At 43.2% G+C, this 19789-nt stretch carries 19 protein-coding genes; all 19 read left to right on the top strand.

All coding sequences use genetic code 11. The features are described 5' to 3' along the window. The first annotated feature begins 141 nt into the window (after positions 1-141). Positions 142-1269 carry a CapA family protein gene (locus ACESLK_RS05055; protein WP_372663127.1) on the top strand — a complete coding sequence of 376 codons (1128 nt, stop codon included), beginning with the start codon at positions 142-144 and terminating at the stop codon, positions 1267-1269. Next, positions 1262-2722: a lipopolysaccharide biosynthesis protein gene (locus ACESLK_RS05060; RefSeq protein WP_372663129.1), complete on the top strand. Its 1461-nt coding sequence runs from the start codon at positions 1262-1264 to the stop codon at positions 2720-2722. The genes ACESLK_RS05055 and ACESLK_RS05060 overlap by 8 nt, the downstream gene beginning before the upstream one ends. A 205-nt stretch (positions 2723-2927) precedes the next feature. After that, on the top strand, positions 2928-3908 hold the full coding sequence (locus tag ACESLK_RS05065; protein ID WP_372663131.1) for a GDP-mannose 4,6-dehydratase: 981 nt from the start codon (positions 2928-2930) through the stop codon (positions 3906-3908). Between the two features lie 291 nt (positions 3909-4199). Beyond that, the gene (locus ACESLK_RS05070; protein WP_372663133.1) at positions 4200-4703 is read left to right on the top strand and encodes a VanZ family protein; all 504 of its coding nucleotides are present in this window, start codon (positions 4200-4202) and stop codon (positions 4701-4703) included. 100 nt (positions 4704-4803) lie between these two features. Beyond that, positions 4804-5454 (top strand): hypothetical protein, encoded by a 651-nt coding sequence (locus tag ACESLK_RS05075; RefSeq protein WP_372663135.1) that lies wholly within the window; start codon positions 4804-4806, stop codon positions 5452-5454. Then, complete coding sequence (locus tag ACESLK_RS05080) at positions 5414-6154, top strand: hypothetical protein (protein ID WP_372663137.1); 741 nt, start codon at positions 5414-5416, stop codon at positions 6152-6154. Before ACESLK_RS05075 ends, ACESLK_RS05080 begins: the two co-directional genes overlap by 41 nt. A 21-nt stretch (positions 6155-6175) precedes the next feature. After that, entirely contained in the window at positions 6176-7180 is a 1005-nt protein-coding gene (locus ACESLK_RS05085; RefSeq protein ID WP_372663139.1) for a stalk domain-containing protein, read from the top strand. Between the two features lie 92 nt (positions 7181-7272). Then, complete coding sequence (locus ACESLK_RS05090; RefSeq protein ID WP_372663141.1) at positions 7273-7677, top strand: hypothetical protein; 405 nt, start codon at positions 7273-7275, stop codon at positions 7675-7677. 5 nt (positions 7678-7682) lie between these two features. Continuing rightward, the gene (locus tag ACESLK_RS05095; RefSeq protein ID WP_372663317.1) at positions 7683-8849 is read left to right on the top strand and encodes a nucleotide sugar dehydrogenase; all 1167 of its coding nucleotides are present in this window, start codon (positions 7683-7685) and stop codon (positions 8847-8849) included. A 213-nt stretch (positions 8850-9062) separates the two neighbouring features. Further along, entirely contained in the window at positions 9063-9305 is a 243-nt protein-coding gene (locus ACESLK_RS05100) for a hypothetical protein (protein ID WP_372663143.1), read from the top strand. Then, entirely contained in the window at positions 9277-9921 is a 645-nt protein-coding gene (locus ACESLK_RS05105; protein ID WP_372663145.1) for a hypothetical protein, read from the top strand. Before ACESLK_RS05100 ends, ACESLK_RS05105 begins: the two co-directional genes overlap by 29 nt. 184 nt (positions 9922-10105) lie before the next feature. After that, a complete protein-coding gene (locus tag ACESLK_RS05110; protein WP_372663147.1) occupies positions 10106-11035 on the top strand; it encodes an ABC transporter ATP-binding protein in 930 nt (309 codons plus the stop codon). A gap of 1 nt (position 11036) precedes the next feature. Next, a complete protein-coding gene (locus tag ACESLK_RS05115) occupies positions 11037-12155 on the top strand; it encodes an ABC transporter permease (RefSeq protein ID WP_372663149.1) in 1119 nt (372 codons plus the stop codon). Between the two features lie 76 nt (positions 12156-12231). Continuing rightward, positions 12232-13230, top strand: a complete 999-nt coding sequence (locus tag ACESLK_RS05120; RefSeq protein WP_372663151.1) for an Rpn family recombination-promoting nuclease/putative transposase — start codon at positions 12232-12234, stop codon at positions 13228-13230. Between the two features lie 206 nt (positions 13231-13436). Continuing rightward, positions 13437-14159, top strand: a complete 723-nt coding sequence (locus tag ACESLK_RS05125) for a response regulator transcription factor (RefSeq protein WP_372663153.1) — start codon at positions 13437-13439, stop codon at positions 14157-14159. A gap of 22 nt (positions 14160-14181) precedes the next feature. Beyond that, positions 14182-15912 (top strand): cache domain-containing sensor histidine kinase, encoded by a 1731-nt coding sequence (locus ACESLK_RS05130; RefSeq protein WP_372663155.1) that lies wholly within the window; start codon positions 14182-14184, stop codon positions 15910-15912. A gap of 498 nt (positions 15913-16410) precedes the next feature. Next, positions 16411-17358, top strand: coding sequence for an ABC transporter permease (locus tag ACESLK_RS05135; RefSeq protein ID WP_372663157.1), 948 nt, complete (start codon positions 16411-16413; stop codon positions 17356-17358). Beyond that, positions 17352-18218 (top strand): carbohydrate ABC transporter permease, encoded by an 867-nt coding sequence (locus tag ACESLK_RS05140; protein WP_372663159.1) that lies wholly within the window; start codon positions 17352-17354, stop codon positions 18216-18218. The genes ACESLK_RS05135 and ACESLK_RS05140 overlap by 7 nt, the downstream gene beginning before the upstream one ends. A 29-nt stretch (positions 18219-18247) precedes the next feature. Continuing rightward, positions 18248-19789 carry an extracellular solute-binding protein gene (locus ACESLK_RS05145; RefSeq protein WP_372663161.1) on the top strand — a complete coding sequence of 514 codons (1542 nt, stop codon included), beginning with the start codon at positions 18248-18250 and terminating at the stop codon, positions 19787-19789.

Consider the following 19789-nt stretch of genomic DNA (forward strand, 5'->3'; position numbering starts at 1 on the left):
AGTCAATAGAGTGGACATATAAAAATGAGAAAATCACGCAGTGGAACGGCTTCTCTAATTATGATGTGCTGTTTGAGATCGTATAAGATTTTCTGAAAAATTGTTATAAAAAGATGACGATACAAATAAAGGGGTGGGAAAATGCAGTTAATAATAGGAGGTGATTTAGTACCAACACAATCAAATATTAACTTCTTCTCAGAAGGTGATGCCATATCATTATTGGGTGAGGAGTTGTATTTATTATGGAATTCTGCAGATATGCGTATTTTCAATTTGGAAGTTCCTCTCACTGATAAAGTTGATCCAATCGCTAAGTGCGGTCCTAACCTCATAGCTCCTACGAATACAGCGAAAGGGATAAAAGCACTTAACCCAACGTTAATCACTTTGGCTAATAATCACATTCTTGACCATGGAGAGCAAGGGCTCAAATCAACAAAGCAAATATTATCCGATAATGAAATTCCGTTCGTTGGAATTGGGAGTAATATATCGGAAGCAAGTGAACCTTACATATTAGAACGTGCTGGGAAAAAAATAGGTGTATATGCTTGTGCAGAGCATGAATTTACCATTGCAACGACGCATTCAGCAGGTGTTAATCCATTCGATCCTTTTGAAAGCTTGGACCATATACAAAAACTTAAATCAAAATGTGATTATGTAATAGTTCTATATCATGGTGGAAAGGAGCATTATCGGTATCCTTCACCGTATTTACAGAAAGCATGTAGAAAAATGGTGGAGAAGGGTGCAGATCTAGTAGTTTGCCAACACAGTCATTGTATAGGATGTGTTGAGGAGTATCATGGCTCAACTATCGTTTATGGTCAGGGTAACTTTTTGTTTGACCATTCTGAGAGCGAGTATTGGAAGACAAGTTTACTATTACAACTAAATATAACAGATAGGATTAAAGTGGAGTATATTCCAATTGTAAAAGTCGATAATACTATCCGGTTAGCAAGTAATAAGCAGGGAGAAGAGATATTAAATGGTTTGAACCATCGTTCAGAAGAAATACAGGAAGATGGATTTATTCAGAATAGATATGATTTATTTTCAAAACAGATGTTCGAGGGCTATTTATTAGGGTTACATGGTGGGAATTTAGTGTTTAGAATTTTGAACAAAATATGTCGAAGAAAATTGACTAGAATATTATATTCACACAAATCTCTTCGTTGGGTTCGAAATATTATAGAATGTGAAGCACATAGAGAACTTTTATTAAATAGTTTGTCTCGAGGCGAAAAAATTGGATAATTCAGAAGAATTAAGAGAAAAGATGTTAAACGCAGCAAAATGGTCAACTATAACTGAAATTGCTGCAAAGATTATCAGTCCTATTACAAACATGGTTTTGGCCAGACTAATGGTACCAGAAGCTTTTGGTGTAGTGGCAACCGTTATTATGATAATCAGTTTTGCAGAGATGTTTACTGATGCAGGTTTTCAAAAATATTTGGTACAAAATGAATTTAAAAATAGTGAAGAAAAATATCAGAATGCGAATGTCGCATTTTGGACTAATCTTGGAATAGCTTTATTTCTTTGGGGGCTAATTGCCCTGTTTTGTGAACCAATAGCAACTTTTGTGGGGAATCCAGGATTAGGAATGGTATTAATAATTGCTTGTGTGCAATTACCACTTTCATCGTTTTCAAGCATACAAATGGCATTGTACAGACGTGATTTTGATTTTAAGACGCTATTCTTGGTACGTATCGTGTCAGTATTTATACCATTTGTTATATCGATTCCACTGGCCTTTTTAGGCTTTAGCTATTGGTCTCTTATAATAGGAACCATTTGTATTCAGCTTTCTAACACAATCATATTGACAGTTAAATCTAAATGGAAGCCTAAGCTTAACTATAGCGTAGCTAAATTAAAGGTAATGTTGTCATTTAGTATTTGGTCGTTGATTGAGGCAATCTCAATATGGCTTACAACTTGGGTAGATGCATTGATTATAGGAAGTATATTAAGTACATATTATTTGGGGCTGTATAAAACTTCTATAACAATGGTAAATTTAATTACGGCAATAATTACAGCTGCAACTGTTCCGGTTTTGTTTTCGGCATTATCTCGATTGCAGAATAACAGTGAGCAATTCAACAATATGTTCTATAAGACGCAGAGAGCCGTTTCCATATTGGTCTTTCCAATAGGTGTTGGTCTGTACTTGTATAGCGATTTAGCAACACAGATACTTTTGGGTAGCCAGTGGAGCGAAGCAAGTGGAGTAATAGGACAATGGGCATTAACCAGTGCCATAATGATAGTTTTTGGACAGTATTGTAGCGAAGTATATCGAGCAAAGGGACGTCCTAAGTTATCTTTTTTAGCGCAGGTACTTCATTTGATAGTTTTAGTACCCGTTTGTATTTATAGTGCCAATCATGGGTTTTGGATGCTTGTATTTGCACGCTCTTGGATTCGAATTCAATTTGTTTTAGTTCATTTTCTTATTATGAAGTTTTCTATCGGTATTCCCATCTCTAACGTTATTCGAAACACATTTCCAACTGCAATCTCTGCGATTGCTATGGGATTTGCAGGGTATTTCTTGCAACAAATATATGACGGGATAGTGTGGAGCTTGGTCTCAATTGCGACATGTGCTATTTTCTATTTTGGTCTACTTTATCTGTTTCCTGGTATTAGGAAAGAGATTGTATCGATGATAGGACAATTAAAAAAAATACGATAGTAACTGAACAATGTTTGAGATCTGATTGTATAAGGTTTATTAATTTGATTAATGTGCCTACTTATAGTCTGACTCCACTTATGTAATTATATCAATGAAGATCTTCAACATGTTGCCAATGCAAAGGTATCTTTGATATTAGAAATGCAAATAAGAGAAATGCATTTTGAGTTATTAGGGTTTGTATATGAAGGGGTGGGGGAGAATGAGTACCATTGTTGTCACAGGAGGGGCTGGCTTTATCGGGTCACACCTATGTGAAGCTTTATTGCTGAAAGGAAACAAAATTATTAATATTGATAGCTTTAATGACTATTATGAACCGATGATTAAAAGAAATAACGTGAAGGAAACACAAGATTTTGTAGAGACAAATGCTATTCCAAGTGATCGCTATTTGGTACAAGAAGGGGACATTCGGGACTTCGAATTCTTGAATAGAGTATTCGAAGAGAATGAAGTTGATACGATTGTACATCTTGCAGCTTCTGCTGGTGTAAGACCTTCCATTCACAATCCTGTCCTCTATACCGATGTTAACATTAACGGAACGGTAAACCTTCTCGAGATTAGCAAGAAGTATAATATAAAAAGCTTTGTCTTTGCCTCTTCTTCTTCAGTTTACGGGAACAACTCCAAAGTTCCTTTTGCCGAGGGTGATGTTGTTGATTTTCCAATTTCACCTTATGCTGCTACCAAAAAAGCCGGAGAACTCTTGTGTCATACCTATCACAGCTTATATGAGATTAATATGGCTTGTTTGAGGTTCTTTACTGTATATGGACCTAGGCAGAGGCCTGATCTTGCTATATATAAGTTTACGAAGCTCATATCTGAAGGACTTCCCATCCCTTATTACGGAGATGGTTCTACGGAAAGAGATTATACGTACATAGAGGATATCATTGATGGGGTCACCAAGGCTATACAATGGGCAGGAGAAGGTGAAGGGAAATATGAAGTATTCAACTTAGGCGAGTCGAACACGATTAGCTTGAACAGAATGGTGGAAGCTATAGAGCATGAAGTAGGAAAAAAAGCTGAAATTAATAGAATGCCTATGCAACCTGGAGATGTGAACCGGACCTTCGCAGATGTTAGTAAAGCAAAACAGGACCTAGGTTATAATCCGAAATGGCATTTTGAAGATGGGATTAGTAAGTTTGTGGAGTGGTTTAAAGGGTGACGATAGATTTATACTTTAGTGATTGGAATGTCTATTTCTATAAACAAGGATGCCTTATTTGAAGCATACTGAAGGACAATGTTCTATTATGTCGAATATTCAATTATGAGGAAAGATGACTATAAAAAACAAATATTTCAAATAGGAGATAAAAAACAGATGTCGGCTCCAGAACAGAAGTAATAAAAAACTTTTATGAAGGCGGTTGTTTTACGGCTTGCAAAGCGTATGACATCCGTTTTATATTTCGAAAGCCAAATTACTCTAGAAATATAAGAAAAGGGTATCTGCATGTATAAGCATAAAGGAGCATCACCATTTGTTATCATAACTTCTTTGTTGGCTTTATTACTATGGATGATCATAATCTTCAATCTATCAGCTCAACCAGCTGCCCAGTCCGATAGACTAAGTAAAAAGGTGACAAAGGTAATCATAAATACAGTAGATAAGATATCTCATTTAGATACAGGTGAAAATCAAGCAATGGATTTAGTAGAAAAGTTAAATCATATTGTGAGGAAGTATGCTCATGGAGGAGTGTTCTTTGTCCTTGGAATATTAGTGATGAATGTATTTAGCAGAAGTGGCGTCAGGGGATTTAAGGCCTTGGTCTTTTCTCTATTGTTTTCTATACTTTATGCAGTAAGCGATGAGATACATCAACTATCTGTAGCGGGTAGGGGTGCCCAAGTGATGGATGTTTTTATTGATAGTTGTGGAGCATTCATAGGTATTGGGTTATATAGAGTTGCTGATAGGATAGTTAGAAAGTATAGAGTGAGTTCCAAATAATGTCGAAACAAATTGCTATTTAATTGCGTTTAAATGGTAAGATCAAACTATCGTTTCGGAATATCTTGGAGTATATAATTGTAAGGATAAAGGTGACGGTATGCAGAACAAGAAAAAATTCAAATTTAAGAGATTCATCCTATGGTCTCTAGCTGTTGTCCTCGTGGTAGGAGTATCCGGTTTATTCGCTGCGAATTATGCTGTAAACAAAGTGATAGACTCCATGGCGAATAGTTTGGAAGCGGAATTGGAATCTGAGCTGGAATTCTCCAGTAATGCAACTGTGAATACAAATAAAGAGACAGTCTCTGAGTCCAGCCAAGGGGACGATACTGAGACAACTGTAGATAAACCGATACCGGAAACCACGAATGCAGAGGATAATACCAATACTAAGCAGCCTTCGATGGTTGAAGTCAAAGTCAATGAGAAAGACAAAGTAGGTGTCTATGCCCCAGAGGTATCTACTGACAAAGCATTAGCGATTAAAGAGAATGTGACGATATCAGAGAAAGCTGACGTTACTTCGATACTTATGGGAAACCTTAGTCTTTTGGATCTTAAGCTATTTCAGCAAATGGCCAGTGGAGGAATGACGGTAGATGAGAAGCGCGAAGCTCGTAAGCTTCTATTGGACAAGCTAACGCCTGAAGAATACAACATACTATCTCAAATTGCCAAGAAATACGGAGTTAGTCAGGGGAAAACCTATGATCAAGTCGAGAAAGAAGAAGCCAATGCCGCGAAGTAGGCTTTTTCTTATTTCTTGTTTTTTAGTTGTAGCTGTAATAATTACCTCTACATATCTCTATCAATCTACCGGAAACAAGTCAGAACAATTTCAACCTGCAATAGATCAGTCAAGCACATCTACGGTAGAACCGACACCTCAAGTTGACCATCCCGCTAATCCTTTTCCAACAGAACAACCGGTAGAATCTACAGCGCGGTCACAACAAGGTCAACCTGTAGTAGCCTCTGAAGGGTCATCTGAGGAGGATCCTGATGATCAACCTCAACAATCTTCAGAACCCTCTAAGACTATTGTCGAACAGATCGATGAACACACCGAAGAAGAGATCGCTTTGTCGGAAGAACAGATTGCAGCGAAAACATCAATCGACAATCGAATTGAGATCAAGATTAGCAGCTTAAGAAGCGAATGCAAGGCTAAGAGTAGTCATCTGCTGCAGAGCATGATCAATGAAGTGAAGAGCAATGAAGAGGCGACGATTGTGTCGCTGCAAACCAAGTTTATCGGACAATTGTCGAAGGCAGAGGCGAGTTGTGACAGCGGCTTCCAAGATCTGCTGGGTCAAGCATCTTCGGACTATCAGGAAGCCGGTATACCCGAATCCGCGATGCCATCATGGAACAGCCAGTACAACAAAGAGAAGGCAGCAGTGCGAATCTCAGCGATTAGTAAGCTGGTAGCAGCGTTCAAAAAATAAGGATTAAGGAGAACTAAACTTATGTACAATCTTCAATGGAGACAATTGTATTTAATCATGATGTTAATGGCATTCTTCCTCGTGTTCACCGTTCAGCCAGCGGCAGCGGCTAGTGCAGGGGTGAAAGTGAAATCCGAGGCAGTTGGTCTAGAGTTCGACGGCAAGACATTAGTAATTCCGCAAGGCCAATACATTTTCGTCATCAAGGGATCTACTTATGTGCCGCTACGGTTCTTCTCCTACGCTCTACAGAAGAATGTGGCATGGGACTCTAAGACGAATACTGTGTCCGTCACCAATCCTACCAAACAGCAAGCCGTTATGCTTCAGGAATATCTGTTGAATGCAACCGGACAAGCGGGCGAGGAATCCTCCAAGGGGGGTACTTCTATTGCTGTGAAGCCCATTCAGGCGAAGTTTATGTTCGATGGGGACAGCAAAGCTCTTCCGCAAGGGCAATCCGGATACTCTCTGAATGGCTCGATCTATGTGCCTATTCGTTTCATGTCGCAATCTGTCGGAACACAGATTAATTGGGATAAGACGACAGGCCGAATTACGGGAGAATCCACCGCCTATAAAGCAGAGAAAGCCAAAGAAAACACGGAAGACGTTAAAGAAGAGGGAACAGTTCCGGTCACTGATACAAAGCAGGAAGCAGGTACAGGAACCGGAGGAGTTGGCGGAGCTGGTGGTGGAGGAGCCGGAGGTGTCACAACTTACGAATCCATTACAGCCAATGCGGAATCGACTCTATATGCACTAAAAGCTAGCTGCGAGAATCAATTAATGCCTTTGGGTTTGCAACTGATCATCGCAACGGATTCCAATGCCAAGCAGCAACTGATCAACCAAATGAATGGCATCATTGATCAATGTACAGTGCAGTTCAACCAAGCTGTGGCTGACGTGGAGATAAAGTTGACCGCGGGTGGATATAGCACCTCTATCATTGCGGATTATCGTAAAGCGTTTCAAGACGAAATGGATGCTGGAAGAGCGCTATTGGAAGGATTGAACAGTTAAATTTATCCTCTAAACTCGACAAATTTCTGATGAAATTTTCCAAGACCTATGTTAATATTGGTTCATTAGAACCATATAAATGAGGGTTGAATATGCCGATTGAACTACGAGTTGCACATTGTCCCGGATGTGGGAACGTCTTCCAGAAAAATGCTCGTAATCTTTGCTCAGCATGTTCTTCCGTAGCCGATGAGCAAATGCTTTCAATTGAACGTTTTTTACTACGGAACCGTCTAGCAACTACTGAGCAAACCGCTGAAGCCGTTTCATTGCCACCACAACAAATACGTTCCTGGATCAGGCAAGGTAGAATCAGAGTTTACGAATATCCCAACCTTACAGATCAATGCGATCTTTGTTCTTCTTCCATACGCAGCGGCCATCTATGTTATTCTTGTTCGAACAAAATTAAGGATGATATTACCATCGCGCTTGAACGGGAAAGAGCGATGAAAGAGAGATTACGCAACGCCAGCAACTACATAGCCAAAGGATGAGATCTATTAAGATAACAATCGCAGGAACAGGCTACGTAGGCTTATCCAATGCTGTATTATTAGCTCAGCATAATGAAGTTATAGCTCTTGATATTATTCAAGAAAAAGTGGATATGATAAATAATAAAAGATCTCCAATCGCGGATAATGAGATTGAAGAATTTATGGCAACAAAAGATTTAAATTTAACTGCAACAACGGATAGCTATAAAGCTTTCAAAGATGCGGAATATGTCATCATTTCTACACCAACCAACTATGATCCGCAAATGAATTATTTCAATACAAGAACAGTTGAAGCAGTTATTGCTAACGTTTTGTCAATTAAACCGGATGCGGTAATGGTTATTAAATCAACAGTACCGGTAGGCTATACAGAAAAAGTTAAAGAAAAGTTTGAAACTGATAATATTATTTTTTCCCCTGAGTTTTTAAGAGAAGGTAAGGCTTTATATGATAATTTGTATCCTACAAGAATTGTTGTGGGAGAGCGGTCTCAAAGAGCAAAAGTTTTTGCTGACTTATTAGTGGAAGGTGCTTTAAAAGAAAATATAGATGTTCTGTTCACCAATTCAACAGAAGCGGAATCTATTAAACTATTTGCCAATACATACCTAGCGATGAGAGTAGCTTTTTTTAATGAGTTAGATTCATATGCAGAGGTAAGAGGCTTGGATTCAAAACAAATTATTGAAGGTGTAGGGTTAGATCCTAGAATAGGCAATCAGTATAACAATCCTTCTTTTGGTTATGGCGGATACTGTCTTCCTAAAGATACGAAGCAGCTTTTAGCTAACTATGAAAAGGTACCAAACAATATAATGGCAGCAATTGTTGACGCTAACAGGACAAGAAAAGATCATATAGCAGATATGATTATTAAAAAGAGCCCTAAGATTGTAGGGATTTATAGACTTACAATGAAAATGGATTCGGATAACTTTAGACAATCAGCTATTCAAGGTGTTATGAAGCGGATAAAGGCTAAAGGCATTGAAGTAGTAGTTTACGAGCCTGCCCTAAATGAAGACTATTTCTTTAATTCTAGAGTGATAAATGACTTAGAAGTATTTAAGAAGGCAAGTGATGTGATCGTGGCAAATAGATTATCAGACGATCTTAGAGATGTAGCGGATAAGGTGTATACGAGAGATTTGTTTAGTAGGGATTAAGTCGATGGAACCAAATAAGCGTCGATTCTTGGCTTTGCGCAGCAACTAGTAGTTGAAAAGGCTATCCCGACAGTTAAGCTATGCTGTCAGGGTAGTTTTTCTTATTGCTGCCGAATCTTATCTAACAGTTCGCATAGCTTGCCACCCCTGCCACATGATATAATTGAAAGTATCATAAGGAGCGCTATTAGAATCCATTAGGAGTGACCTATTGTGATAACGAGAAAACAGCTTTTGGAAGCTCAAAAGAAAAATGCCACAATGGCTTTTAGCAGTGTTCTAATTCCTAAGATGCCATCTACTAAGGTTAGAAATATGTCCAAACGTAGAATGGTTCTAGCCATTGAAGCTGCTGCTATACACAAGAAATTTGATCCATCTAAATTTGTAAATATAACCACCGGTAAGCCGTTGGGGGTGAAATCTGATGAAGGTGTCTGGAGACTTATTGAATAAATTGTCTATGTGTCAATCCATCCAAGACAATTTGGAAAAACGATTGGCTATAGCGAGTATAATAACTGAAGCCTTTATAGAAAATAACCTGCCACCTCCAATTATGGTGGGTGGGGCTGCTGTTGCTGCTTACACTGCTGGGGAGTACGGAACTCACGATACCGATTTTATAGCAAATTTTGATGGTCTGGAATACGAAGTTGTCTCGATGTTAGGGTATAAGAGAGTCGGTAAGGACTGTTACAATGTTGCGTTAGATTCTCTTATTGAATTTCCCTCAGGTGATCTAGATGGTTCAGAAGAGCGGATATTTAAATATGAGGTGGGTTCCACAGGACTGCCGACATATTTAATAAGTTTAGAAGATTTAATACTCGACAGAACATCTTCCTTCGTTTCAACGAACGATGAGAATAGCAAAGAATGGGCATTAAGATTAATGACTGCGACTTATGAATATTTGGAGTGGTCTTACCTACATAAAGAAGCACACAAACGGGGATTCCTAGAAGTTGTAGAAAGATTGCAAAGAGAAGTAAAACGCACTAGGAAGTTATATAAAGAAATGCGTGAAGAGTTATCTGTAACAAAACACAAAGGCATGCGGTTATTGTAAATGATCCTAGGACTATCCCGACAGTCGAAGCATTCTGTCAGGGTAGTTTTTTTGTGCCGACAAATCTTCTTATCGGTCTCAAGACCGATAACAAAGGCATGCCTGAGACCGTCGAGCACTCTTGACAGCTTAAGTTACAATATAGCTATATTCAGCATAACTGGAAAATGAAGGAGAGAAACAAATGTCTATCTTGGAAGTGAAGGGCCTTCGTAAATCATTCGGAAATGTAAAGGCAGTGGAAGAGATCAGTTTTACAGTGGATGCAGGAGAGGTGTTCACGATTATCGGACCGAACGGAGCCGGTAAAACTACGACACTAGAAATGATCGAAGGCTTGCTGCCGCCTGATTCCGGAACGATCATCATAGACGGTCTAACCTGGGATAAAGATGAGGAGAAAATCAAGTATAGAATTGGTGTTCAACCGCAGTCCAGCGCGTTGTTCGAATTGCTGACGGTAGAAGAAAATCTGGAATTGTTCGCATCCTTCTATCCACATCCTAAGCAAGCGGCCGAAGTGCTGGAGATGATTAATTTGACTGACCATCGCGATAAGAGAGTGAAGTCGCTCTCTGGAGGGCAAAGGCAGCGTCTCGCGATCGGACTTGCGATGATAAGCGATCCGCAGATTATTTTCCTCGACGAACCGACGACAGGACTCGATCCGCAAGCGCGCCGCAACATCTGGGATATTATCTTAAAGCTCAAGGAGCTTGGCAAAACAACGATTCTGACCACGCATTACATGGAGGAAGCGGAAAAGCTGAGCGACCGGGTATGTATCGTAGACCAAGGCCGCATTGTAACGTTAGACACGCCGGCAGCGCTTATTGAGCGACTGACAAAAGAACGGGAAGTCCGATTATCCTTCCTTGATGGGGAAGAGGCAGCTATACAGACCGAATCACTCGCGACGATGCAGCCGACGGTCGTTCGAACCGCACGGGATGGCTCATCTCTGAAGTTATGGTCGGTACAGCCGGAGGAAACATTATATGGCTTGTTCGGCTTCACCAAGGAGCGAGGGTATCGGGTGGAACAGGTGTCTATTCGCGAGATGAGCTTAGAGGACGTATTCATCGCTTTTACAGGGAAAGAGTGGAGGGACTAAGGTGAGTAACGGTAAACAATTAAACAAGCTATTCGGCGCGCAAATCAAGATGATGTTCCGCGAGAAGCAGGTATGGTTTTGGAATCTTTTTTTCCCAATCATCCTTATGGTATTGTTCATGGTTATATTCGGAGGCAACGGGAGCTCGGAGTTCAGTGCAAAGATTGCCGTTGTAAAACCCCAAGCGAATGAAACCTCCAATATGCTGGAAGAGAAGCTTCGTCAAATACCTGTATTCGAATGGAAATCGGAGCAGCCGGTCAGCAGCGAACAAGCGGATATCTGGATTAAGGACAAAGACGTTGATGCGGTCATCATTCTTCCACAGTCACAGGATTCCAAGGCATTGGAGCTGGTCGTCAATAAGGAGAATGAGAAGAATGCCTCTTCGCAAGCCATCTCGGGTATTCTAGACCAATTCATTCAGCAAACGAACTGGGATGTCGCAGGTGTTCAGCCTACCTACAAGCTAGATATGAGTTCTGTATCTAATGGAAGCGAGGACTTGAGCTATGTTGATTTTCTCCTGACCGGCATGATTGCATTATCTGTTGCCCAAGGCGGCTTGTTCGGGATGGTTGACATGGTTGATATGCGACGTAAGGGACTTCTGAAGCGGCTGAGGATGACACCGGTGAAAATGGGGCTGTTCGGGCTCGGCGGTATGATGGTGCGGTTCGTTCTTGGTATCGTGCAGATCATCATTCTTGCGGCCGTCGGAGTATTCGGGTTCGGAGCTAATCTGCATCTGGATTTGCCAACGTTAGTCGTTGCGTTCTTCATCGGTGCACTTGCTTTTAACGCAATCGGCTATTTGTTCTCCTCCTTCAGTAAGTCTATCGAGGCTTACATGGGAATGGCGAACATCGCTAGCTTCCTAATGATGTTCTTAAGCGGAATATTTTTTCCCACAAGCGGATTGCCCGAATGGTTGAAGTCGGTTACGGATGTGATCCCCTTAACTTATTTCGTAAACGGGATGAGGGACGGCATGGTATATGGCAGCGGTATTGCAACCGGCGAGTTCTGGATGGGTATCGGCATATTAGCCATCTGGGGAGCGATTGCTTTTGCCGTCGGGGCTATGATTTTCCGTAAAGGAAAAGTGGAAGTGCGTTAGGGTTATCGTTAGAAATGCGAACATATGTGTGGTATAATTTAAAAAAATAGGTTGTGATAGTTGGAGGTTAGTCGTTATGTTGATCCATGCGAAGGTGAGACCTTCATTGTCCTGGTACACAGGTGTAATCAAGGAAGAGCAGTCGCGTTATTCGCATCAGAAAGCGGCAATTCCGCACGACGAAGCTTTCAAGAAGCTATTACAAACATTTATCGCTGAATTTATTGAATTGTTTTTCCCGGATGTAGATGAATTACTAGATCATACCCATACGCGGTTTCTAATGCAGGAGCTACTCGTCGATATCGTCGGGGAAGAAGCAAGAAGCTTAGACTTGCTGCTGGAAACCCGGTACAAAATGTCAGATGCGTACGTGCTAGTACACTTGGAGCCGCAGTCGTATCCAGATGCTGAGTTTAATGAACGGATGTTTATCTATTATAGTCGTTTGTTCGAGCGGCACCGCAAAGAGCACAAGTTAATTATTCCAATTGCTATCTTTACTTCGGACAGTGTACGGGATGAACCAGATACCCTCTCAATGGCGATTCCAGGTCATGATATTATGCGGTTTCAATTTCTGAAGGTAGAGTTGAAGAAGCAGGATTGGCGGCGTTTTATCGATTCTGACAATCCGGTAGCAGCTGCATTACTGGCCAAGATGGGATATAATCAAAGAGAAAAGCGGGAGCTGCGATTTGCATACTTGCGAATGATTTTACGATTGAGAAAGAAATTGGATGACGCGCGTCTGGCGCTTATCATGTCGGTGGCCGATTTATATTTCGAGCCTAATATAGAGCAAGATGAAGAGATGTTGCTTGAATTAAGAGAACAATACCCAGAGGAAGGGGGAACTCTTATGGAATTAATGCCTGCATGGAAACGATGGGGTTATGAAGAAGGTATTGAGGAAGGCATCGAACAAGGAATCGAACAAGGAATCGAGAAGGGTAAGGTAGAGGCTCAACAACATATTATCCGTAAACTGCTCAACAGAGGTTTTTCCATAGAGGAAGTAGCGGACACCATGGATTTATCTGTGGCTGCTACCCGAAGACTGATTCAACAGTAAACGTAAGTAGGGCTATTATCATCTTAACCTTGGATTTGATTGAAGCTGTTTCGAGCTATTACGAGGCTCAGGGCAGCTTCTTTGGCATCTGAACGGTGTGCGCATCGGGGCTATGATTTTCCGTAAAGGAAAAGTTGAAGTGCGATAATCGATCGCTCAGCATATACTCACAATAACCTGGGGTTTAATGTGATGGGGGGAAAGCCATGAGCCGCATCAAGGTGATCGTCGTAGATGATGAAGTACCTATCCGCGAGAACTTGCGTTTGTTTTCCTGGAGTCTTCATGATTTCGAGCTGGTAGGCGAAGCAAGGCACGGCCAAGAAGCTTTGGAAATGTGCCATAGCAGACTGCCCGATATTATCGTAACGGACATCATGATGCCGGTCATGGACGGACTACAATTGACCCGAAAGTTGAAGGAATGGAGGCAGGACATTCAGATTATTATGCTGACCTGCCACAGCGAGTTTGATTTTGCCCGGGAGGCTTTGGTGCTGGGGGCTTGCGATTATTTGCTGAAAGGAACGTATCGCGATGAAGACTTGCTCGGGGCATTAATAAAAGCGAAAAGCCGTCTCCCCGATAAGGGACAGGTGGATTCGGACAAGCGTTATGAAATCAGAATGGCAATGGCTTATATCCGGGAGCACCTAAATGAGCCGTTCAGTATGCAGTCCGTAGCGGATCATGTAGGGTTAAGTCCCAATTATTTCGGTTCGTTGTTTCGAAAGGAAACAGCGTACAGCTTCCATGACTACGTGAAGCGCGAGCGGCTGGAGAAGGCTGCGCAATTATTATGCGGCAGCAATATGAAGGTATACGAGGTGGCAATCAAAACCGGTTTTGCGAATTACCGTTATTTCACCGATGTTTTCTACAAGCAATACGGGCTAACCCCGCGTGAATATCGGGTAGAACATGGTTAAACCACGTGTGCTATTCTCCAGCATGCTCGTCAAGCTATTTCTAACTCTTGCTCTAGCTAGTCTTGTTGTCTTCTTAGGCTTGCTGAACAGCGCAATCAGTAACTCCCGGGAAGTGTTAAGTAAGCAGAAATCAGAAGACATGGCTCTGTTCATCGAACGGACCGGACAATATTTGGACCTGTACCTGCAGAATATTCGGAATATCTTAATTCATGTATCTAGTGATTTGGATGATTCGCTTCTGGCTGATTCCGCGAATTTGGAGCGGATTTTGCGAAGTCAAATCGAGCGTAACAGCGGTCTCATCTCTCATTTATTCGTTCTGCTCCGGGATGGATCGGTCGTAGCAAGCGACCAATTGTTCTACGATGTGGTCGGTCATCCGGAATTGACCGATATCTTTAACATCGCATACAAGAATCCCGGTTTGGTCAATTGGAGCGAGCCCTATTATTCGCCGCTGCAGGTTCATCGGACAATCGCATTCGCGATGGCCTTGAAGGACGGCTCCGGAGTAGTTCTGGCCGAAATCAACACTTCACAATTGACTAGACGGCTCAACGAGCTGCTGTATCGTTCGGGACAAGGCTTCACTCTTTACACCGAACGGGGAAACATCGTCTCGTATGACCCCTATAGCCAAATCGTTCCTTACAAGCCAGGGACGCTGCCTCCTGAGATGGATGATCATTTCTCGCAAGCCTTAACCAAGCTTCCGGAAGGGGTCAGCCGGATCGAAGGAGCAAATGGTCATTTAATGGCGGTGAAGAGCGAGCGGTACGAGCTCGGCTGGTTTCTGGTTACACTGACGGACGAGAGTAAATTTAACGAAGCAGGACAGAGCTTGGTCGTCCGATTTCTTACTATAGGCGCGCTTTGGTTTTCTTTGCTCATTATTCTAACGCTCGCGATCAGTCGTCATTTCACTACGCCAATTAAGCGGCTAACGCTGCAAATGGACAGGGTTCGGAGCGAACGGGTTTCCGTGCCTATCGAGCCTATTGAACGCAGGGATGAAGTCGGAAAGCTTTCCCTTAGCTTCTATACGATGATGGGGCGCATTCAGGAGCTGCTGCAAACCGTTAAGGATAATGAGGAACGGAAGAAAGAAATTGAGCTGCAGCTGTTGATCAATCAAATCCGCCCCCATTTTCTATATAATACGCTTGCCTGTATAGGAAGCTTGGCGAAGCAACACCGGGTGGAGGAAGTGGAAGAGACTATCCGCTCCCTTATTCAACTGCTGTCCTACAGCTTAGGTAAAAGCGAATATGTCACCCTGGAGGAAGAGCTTTTATCCTTACGCTCCTATGTGCAGATACAGAAGGTAAGATACGGAGAAGCGTTCAACTACGCGGCGAATATGGATCCCGAGCTTTCTCAAGTGCTCTTGCCGAAGCTAATTCTGCAGCCGCTTCTTGAAAATGCGATTTTCCATGGTCTGGCCGAGAGAGGCTCAGGTAATGTAAGAGTTCGCGCCTGCATGGAGGACGGGAAGCTTCGGATTAAGGTTTGGGATGACGGAAAAGGCATGTCGGACGCGCAAATTAAAGAGCTGCTCGGGGGGCACTTTGTTGCCGCTCGAGACGCGAACACCAGCAGCAGCCTATCCGGCGGCAAAACCCATGGAATCGGCCTTTCCAATTTAAGGGAGCGTATTCGTATCCATTACGGGCCTGAGTATGGCTTGAATATCCGCTCCGAACCGGGAAGCTGGACGGAGGTCATTGTTTCTCTTCCTCTGGATGACTAGGGATTTATCTTGAAATCCTCAAAGAGGGCTATCAGCTACACGTGACAGTACATAAGAAGATTTAAAGCAAAAGTGCTACTAAATTTACGAGTTCAATCGAGAAATAATGACTTACTGCCATTCATACCACTATTTCGTTATCAAAACTCTAATTCGGTGAAAACGGAGATTATTAGAGGCACAATGATTGGTAATTACCTCAAACTGCGATAGTGGAATTGATTTAGTGGTAGCTATGCTACTAGTTCACAACTTTGTATCTTCTATCATGATTATTCCGAGAAACGTGGAAACTAGGAAACGTGGTTGCAGGGTTTTGGGGTTGTGGGGTCGTGGGCTGTTCCATAAGATCATCCTTATGGAACAGCTTTATTTTTTTTGCAAAAACTCGTTAATAATCTGACATTTTCATGGAAGCGCTGTATATTTTCGCTCACTCGACCTCGTTATAATAAGGCTAAATAAGAATTTGGCGAGCAAGGGGGGAGGTCGGTTAAAGTGCAGACGTCTACGGTTACCAAGGCATTTCCTTTACCGCGCCCAAAGCGGTGGAAGAAAATATGGCATTACCGTGCGCTATACGTATTGTTGATTCCGGGTTTTCTCTATTACGCCATTTACGTATACGGACCAATGTACGGGGTCATTATTGCTTTTAAGGATTACAACTTTCTGAAAGGAATAACGGCAAGTCCATGGGCGGATCCGTGGTACCGACATTTCAAAGCGTTCTATGATTCCCCCTACTTCTGGCAAATTCTAAGGAACACGCTGCTCATAAGCTTGTATAAGCTGGTTTGGGGCATGCCTCCGGGTATTATTCTAGCCATCCTGCTCAACGAGGTTCGGCACAACAGATTCAAACGGATCGTCCAAACGATCAGTTATCTGCCCCATTTCTTATCCACGGTTATCATATACGGCTTATTGATCGCCCTGTTATCGCAGTCGGATGGATTGATCAATCAATGGATCAAAGGGTTTGGAGGCACCCCGATTGGTTTCCTCACTTCGACGGAATGGTTCCGCAGTCTGCTGGTATCCTCGGGGATCTGGCAGCACGTTGGTTGGAGCGCGATCATCTATTTAGCCGCGATCGCCGGGATTGACCCGTCGCTTTATGAAGCCGCGCGATGTGATGGAGCTGGTCGGCTGCACATGATGTGGCATATTACGCTTCCCGGCATTCGTAACGTTATCCTTCTGCTTCTGGTGCTGAGGCTCGGCCACGTCTTGGATGCCGGCTTCGAGCAGATCTATATTTTCTACAATGTGCACGTCTATCCCGTCGCCGATATTATTGACACCTGGGTATACCGCGTCGGTCTTGTGCAGATGGATTTCAGCTTGGCGACCGCCGTAGGGTTATTCAAAACGATTATCGGCATCATCTTGATCGTCGGTGCTAATAAACTGGCCAGACGTTGGGATGGATCCATATGGTAATCGCCGGCTGGAAGGATAAGTTTTCTTTGGTCGTGATTTATTCCACCCTCATTGGTCTATGCATCGTCGTCATCTTTCCTCTCTTGTATGTCATCAGCGTCTCGCTTACCCCTTACAGCCAAGTCTTGAAGCATGGAGGATTTCTGATCTTCCCGAGGGAAATTACATTGTCGGCGTACAAAGCCTTTCTGAACGACGGCATGATCCCGCATGCTTTCTCGGTTACCGTCTTTATTACCGTGGTCGGTACCTTCATCAATTTATTGCTGACGTCGATGATGGCCTATCCGCTAACGAAGAGATATTTGCCCGGAAGAAATGTATTCCTGCTGTTGATCGTGTTTACCACCTTGTTCGGAGGAGGCATGATCCCGACTTATCTTATCGTTAAGGCAACAGGCCTGCTGGATACGGTATGGGCCATGATTATTCCCGCAGCAATAGGATCTTTTAACCTGTTAGTGATGAAAGCCTTCTTCGAGAATTTGCCGGAAAGCTTGGATGAAGCCGCCCGCATCGACGGTGCAGGAGAAACAAGCATCTTGGTGCGTATCGTGCTCCCCTTGTCTTTGCCGATTATGGCGACTGTCGGACTTTTCTATGCGGTCGGTCACTGGAATGAGTTCTTCGCGGCGATTATCTACATTAGCGATCGCGAGCTGCATCCTTTGCAGGTGATCCTGCAAACCATACTGCGGTCTACTCAGAACCCAGAACAATTGAATGTCGAAGAAACGCTGCCGACGGTATCTCTGCAGATGGCCGCAGTCGTGATCACAGCTCTGCCGATTATCTGTGTCTATCCCTTTATCCAGCAGTATTTTACAAAAGGAGTGCTGCTAGGATCAGTCAAAGGTTAACCAAAAACCAATGGGAAGAGGCGGTCATTTTGAGAAAAGGGATTACAGTTGTTACGGTACTGTTGCTGAGCATCGGGGTGGTGCTCGCAGGATGTTCGGGCGGCAATAATGAGAAGAACGCATCCCCAAGCTCAAGTCCTTCTCCATCGATGTCGGAAAAAGCATCCGAGACCCCGGCGCAAAGCGAAGAACCTAAGGCTCCGGTGAAATTCAGCGTGTTGATTGCGGGCGGCGGCGGTAATCCTCCACAAGACAAAGACCCGATTATTCTGCAATTGAACAAGGATTTGAACATGGAAATGGACTTTAACATCAGCACGACGGAGTATCATCAAGTTCTTACATCCCGTATTGCCGGAGGCACTCCACCCGACGTATTCGGCGTAACCAAGCACACATTGAAAACATTCGTTGAACAGGATCTTATCCTGGACCTGGAGCCCTACCTCGACAAGCTGCCTAACATCGTGGCCTCATATAGCGAGAATGATCTGAACAAGGGCAGGTTAAACGGAAAATTGGTTGCTTTGGCGAGACGACCATCCATTCCAATGGACACTTACTGGATTCGCGCTGATTGGCTAAAGAAGCTCAACTTGGAAATGCCGAAGACGATCGAGGAATTCAGTGACGTTCTCGTAGCCTTCACGGAGGACGATCCGGATGGAAACAATAAGAAGGACACGTACGGCTTAACAGGTGCAGATATACCCGCATTCAATGGAATCTACACGGCATTCGGGATTGCTCCTCCCGGACACTGGATGATTCGGGACAACAAGGTGGTCTATACGACGACAGATCCGATTACGAAGGAAGCTCTTGTCTTTATTTCCGATCTGATTCGTAAAGGCGTTGTAGATCCGGAACTGATCACGAACCAGAACCCTATGGATAAAGCCTTCAAGGGGCAGGCCGGCGTAATCTCCGTCAACTGGTCCGCCATCGCCACGGACGCGCAAATCAAAACGTATAAGGAAATCAATCCGAACGCCGAGTGGGTACAACTGGACGCATTAACCGGACCTGGCGGCAAATATCAAGGCATCTGGGATGTCGGCAGCAACCCCTCTATGATCGTGTTATCCAAACAGCTCGAGAAAGAGCCGGAAAAGCTGGATAAGGTACTCGAATATCTGAACTACATTACCGATCCGGGCAAGGGGCAGCTGATTGTCAACTATGGAATCGAAGGCACGCACTATGAGGTCGTAGACAGCCAAGTCAAACCGCTGCCCGCGATGTCGGAGATGGCTTATGCGTGGCAGGTGCAGCTGACGGGACGCGATGAGCTTGAATATTTGAAGGCGAAATTTCCGAATCAAGCGGCTGCAATTGACTTCGCCAAGGATCAGCCTCGCATCCATGTTTACAGCTCCTTCGTATCGCTTCCTGAGCAAGTCATAGCGGATGAGCGTTACGAATACGAGGAATTGATTAAATTCATGTACAGTAAACGATCGCTTGATGAATTCGATCAATACGTCGAGAAGCTGAACTCAACGTTCTATCTGCCGGAGCGCACGGAGAAAGCGGAAAGCGAGCTCAAGGCTTTGGGATACGTGAAGTGA

This window comes from Cohnella sp. (genome assembly GCF_041640265.1).
In the GTDB taxonomy this organism is placed as follows: Bacteria; Bacillota; Bacilli; order Paenibacillales; family Paenibacillaceae; genus Cohnella.

Coding starts and splice junctions, on each gene's coding strand:
- ACESLK_RS05055 (WP_372663127.1), top strand. CDS start 142: ATGCAGTTAATAATAGGAGGTGATTTAGTACCAACACAATCAAATATT.
- ACESLK_RS05065 (WP_372663131.1), top strand. CDS start 2,928: ATGAGTACCATTGTTGTCACAGGAGGGGCTGGCTTTATCGGGTCACAC.
- ACESLK_RS05075 (WP_372663135.1), top strand. CDS start 4,804: ATGCAGAACAAGAAAAAATTCAAATTTAAGAGATTCATCCTATGGTCT.
- ACESLK_RS05070 (WP_372663133.1), top strand. CDS start 4,200: ATGTATAAGCATAAAGGAGCATCACCATTTGTTATCATAACTTCTTTG.
- ACESLK_RS05080 (WP_372663137.1), top strand. CDS start 5,414: ATGATCAAGTCGAGAAAGAAGAAGCCAATGCCGCGAAGTAGGCTTTTT.
- ACESLK_RS05130 (WP_372663155.1), top strand. CDS start 14,182: ATGCTCGTCAAGCTATTTCTAACTCTTGCTCTAGCTAGTCTTGTTGTC.
- ACESLK_RS05110 (WP_372663147.1), top strand. CDS start 10,106: ATGTCTATCTTGGAAGTGAAGGGCCTTCGTAAATCATTCGGAAATGTA.
- ACESLK_RS05125 (WP_372663153.1), top strand. CDS start 13,437: ATGAGCCGCATCAAGGTGATCGTCGTAGATGATGAAGTACCTATCCGC.
- ACESLK_RS05140 (WP_372663159.1), top strand. CDS start 17,352: ATGGTAATCGCCGGCTGGAAGGATAAGTTTTCTTTGGTCGTGATTTAT.
- ACESLK_RS05105 (WP_372663145.1), top strand. CDS start 9,277: ATGAAGGTGTCTGGAGACTTATTGAATAAATTGTCTATGTGTCAATCC.
- ACESLK_RS05085 (WP_372663139.1), top strand. CDS start 6,176: ATGTACAATCTTCAATGGAGACAATTGTATTTAATCATGATGTTAATG.
- ACESLK_RS05090 (WP_372663141.1), top strand. CDS start 7,273: ATGCCGATTGAACTACGAGTTGCACATTGTCCCGGATGTGGGAACGTC.
- ACESLK_RS05120 (WP_372663151.1), top strand. CDS start 12,232: ATGTTGATCCATGCGAAGGTGAGACCTTCATTGTCCTGGTACACAGGT.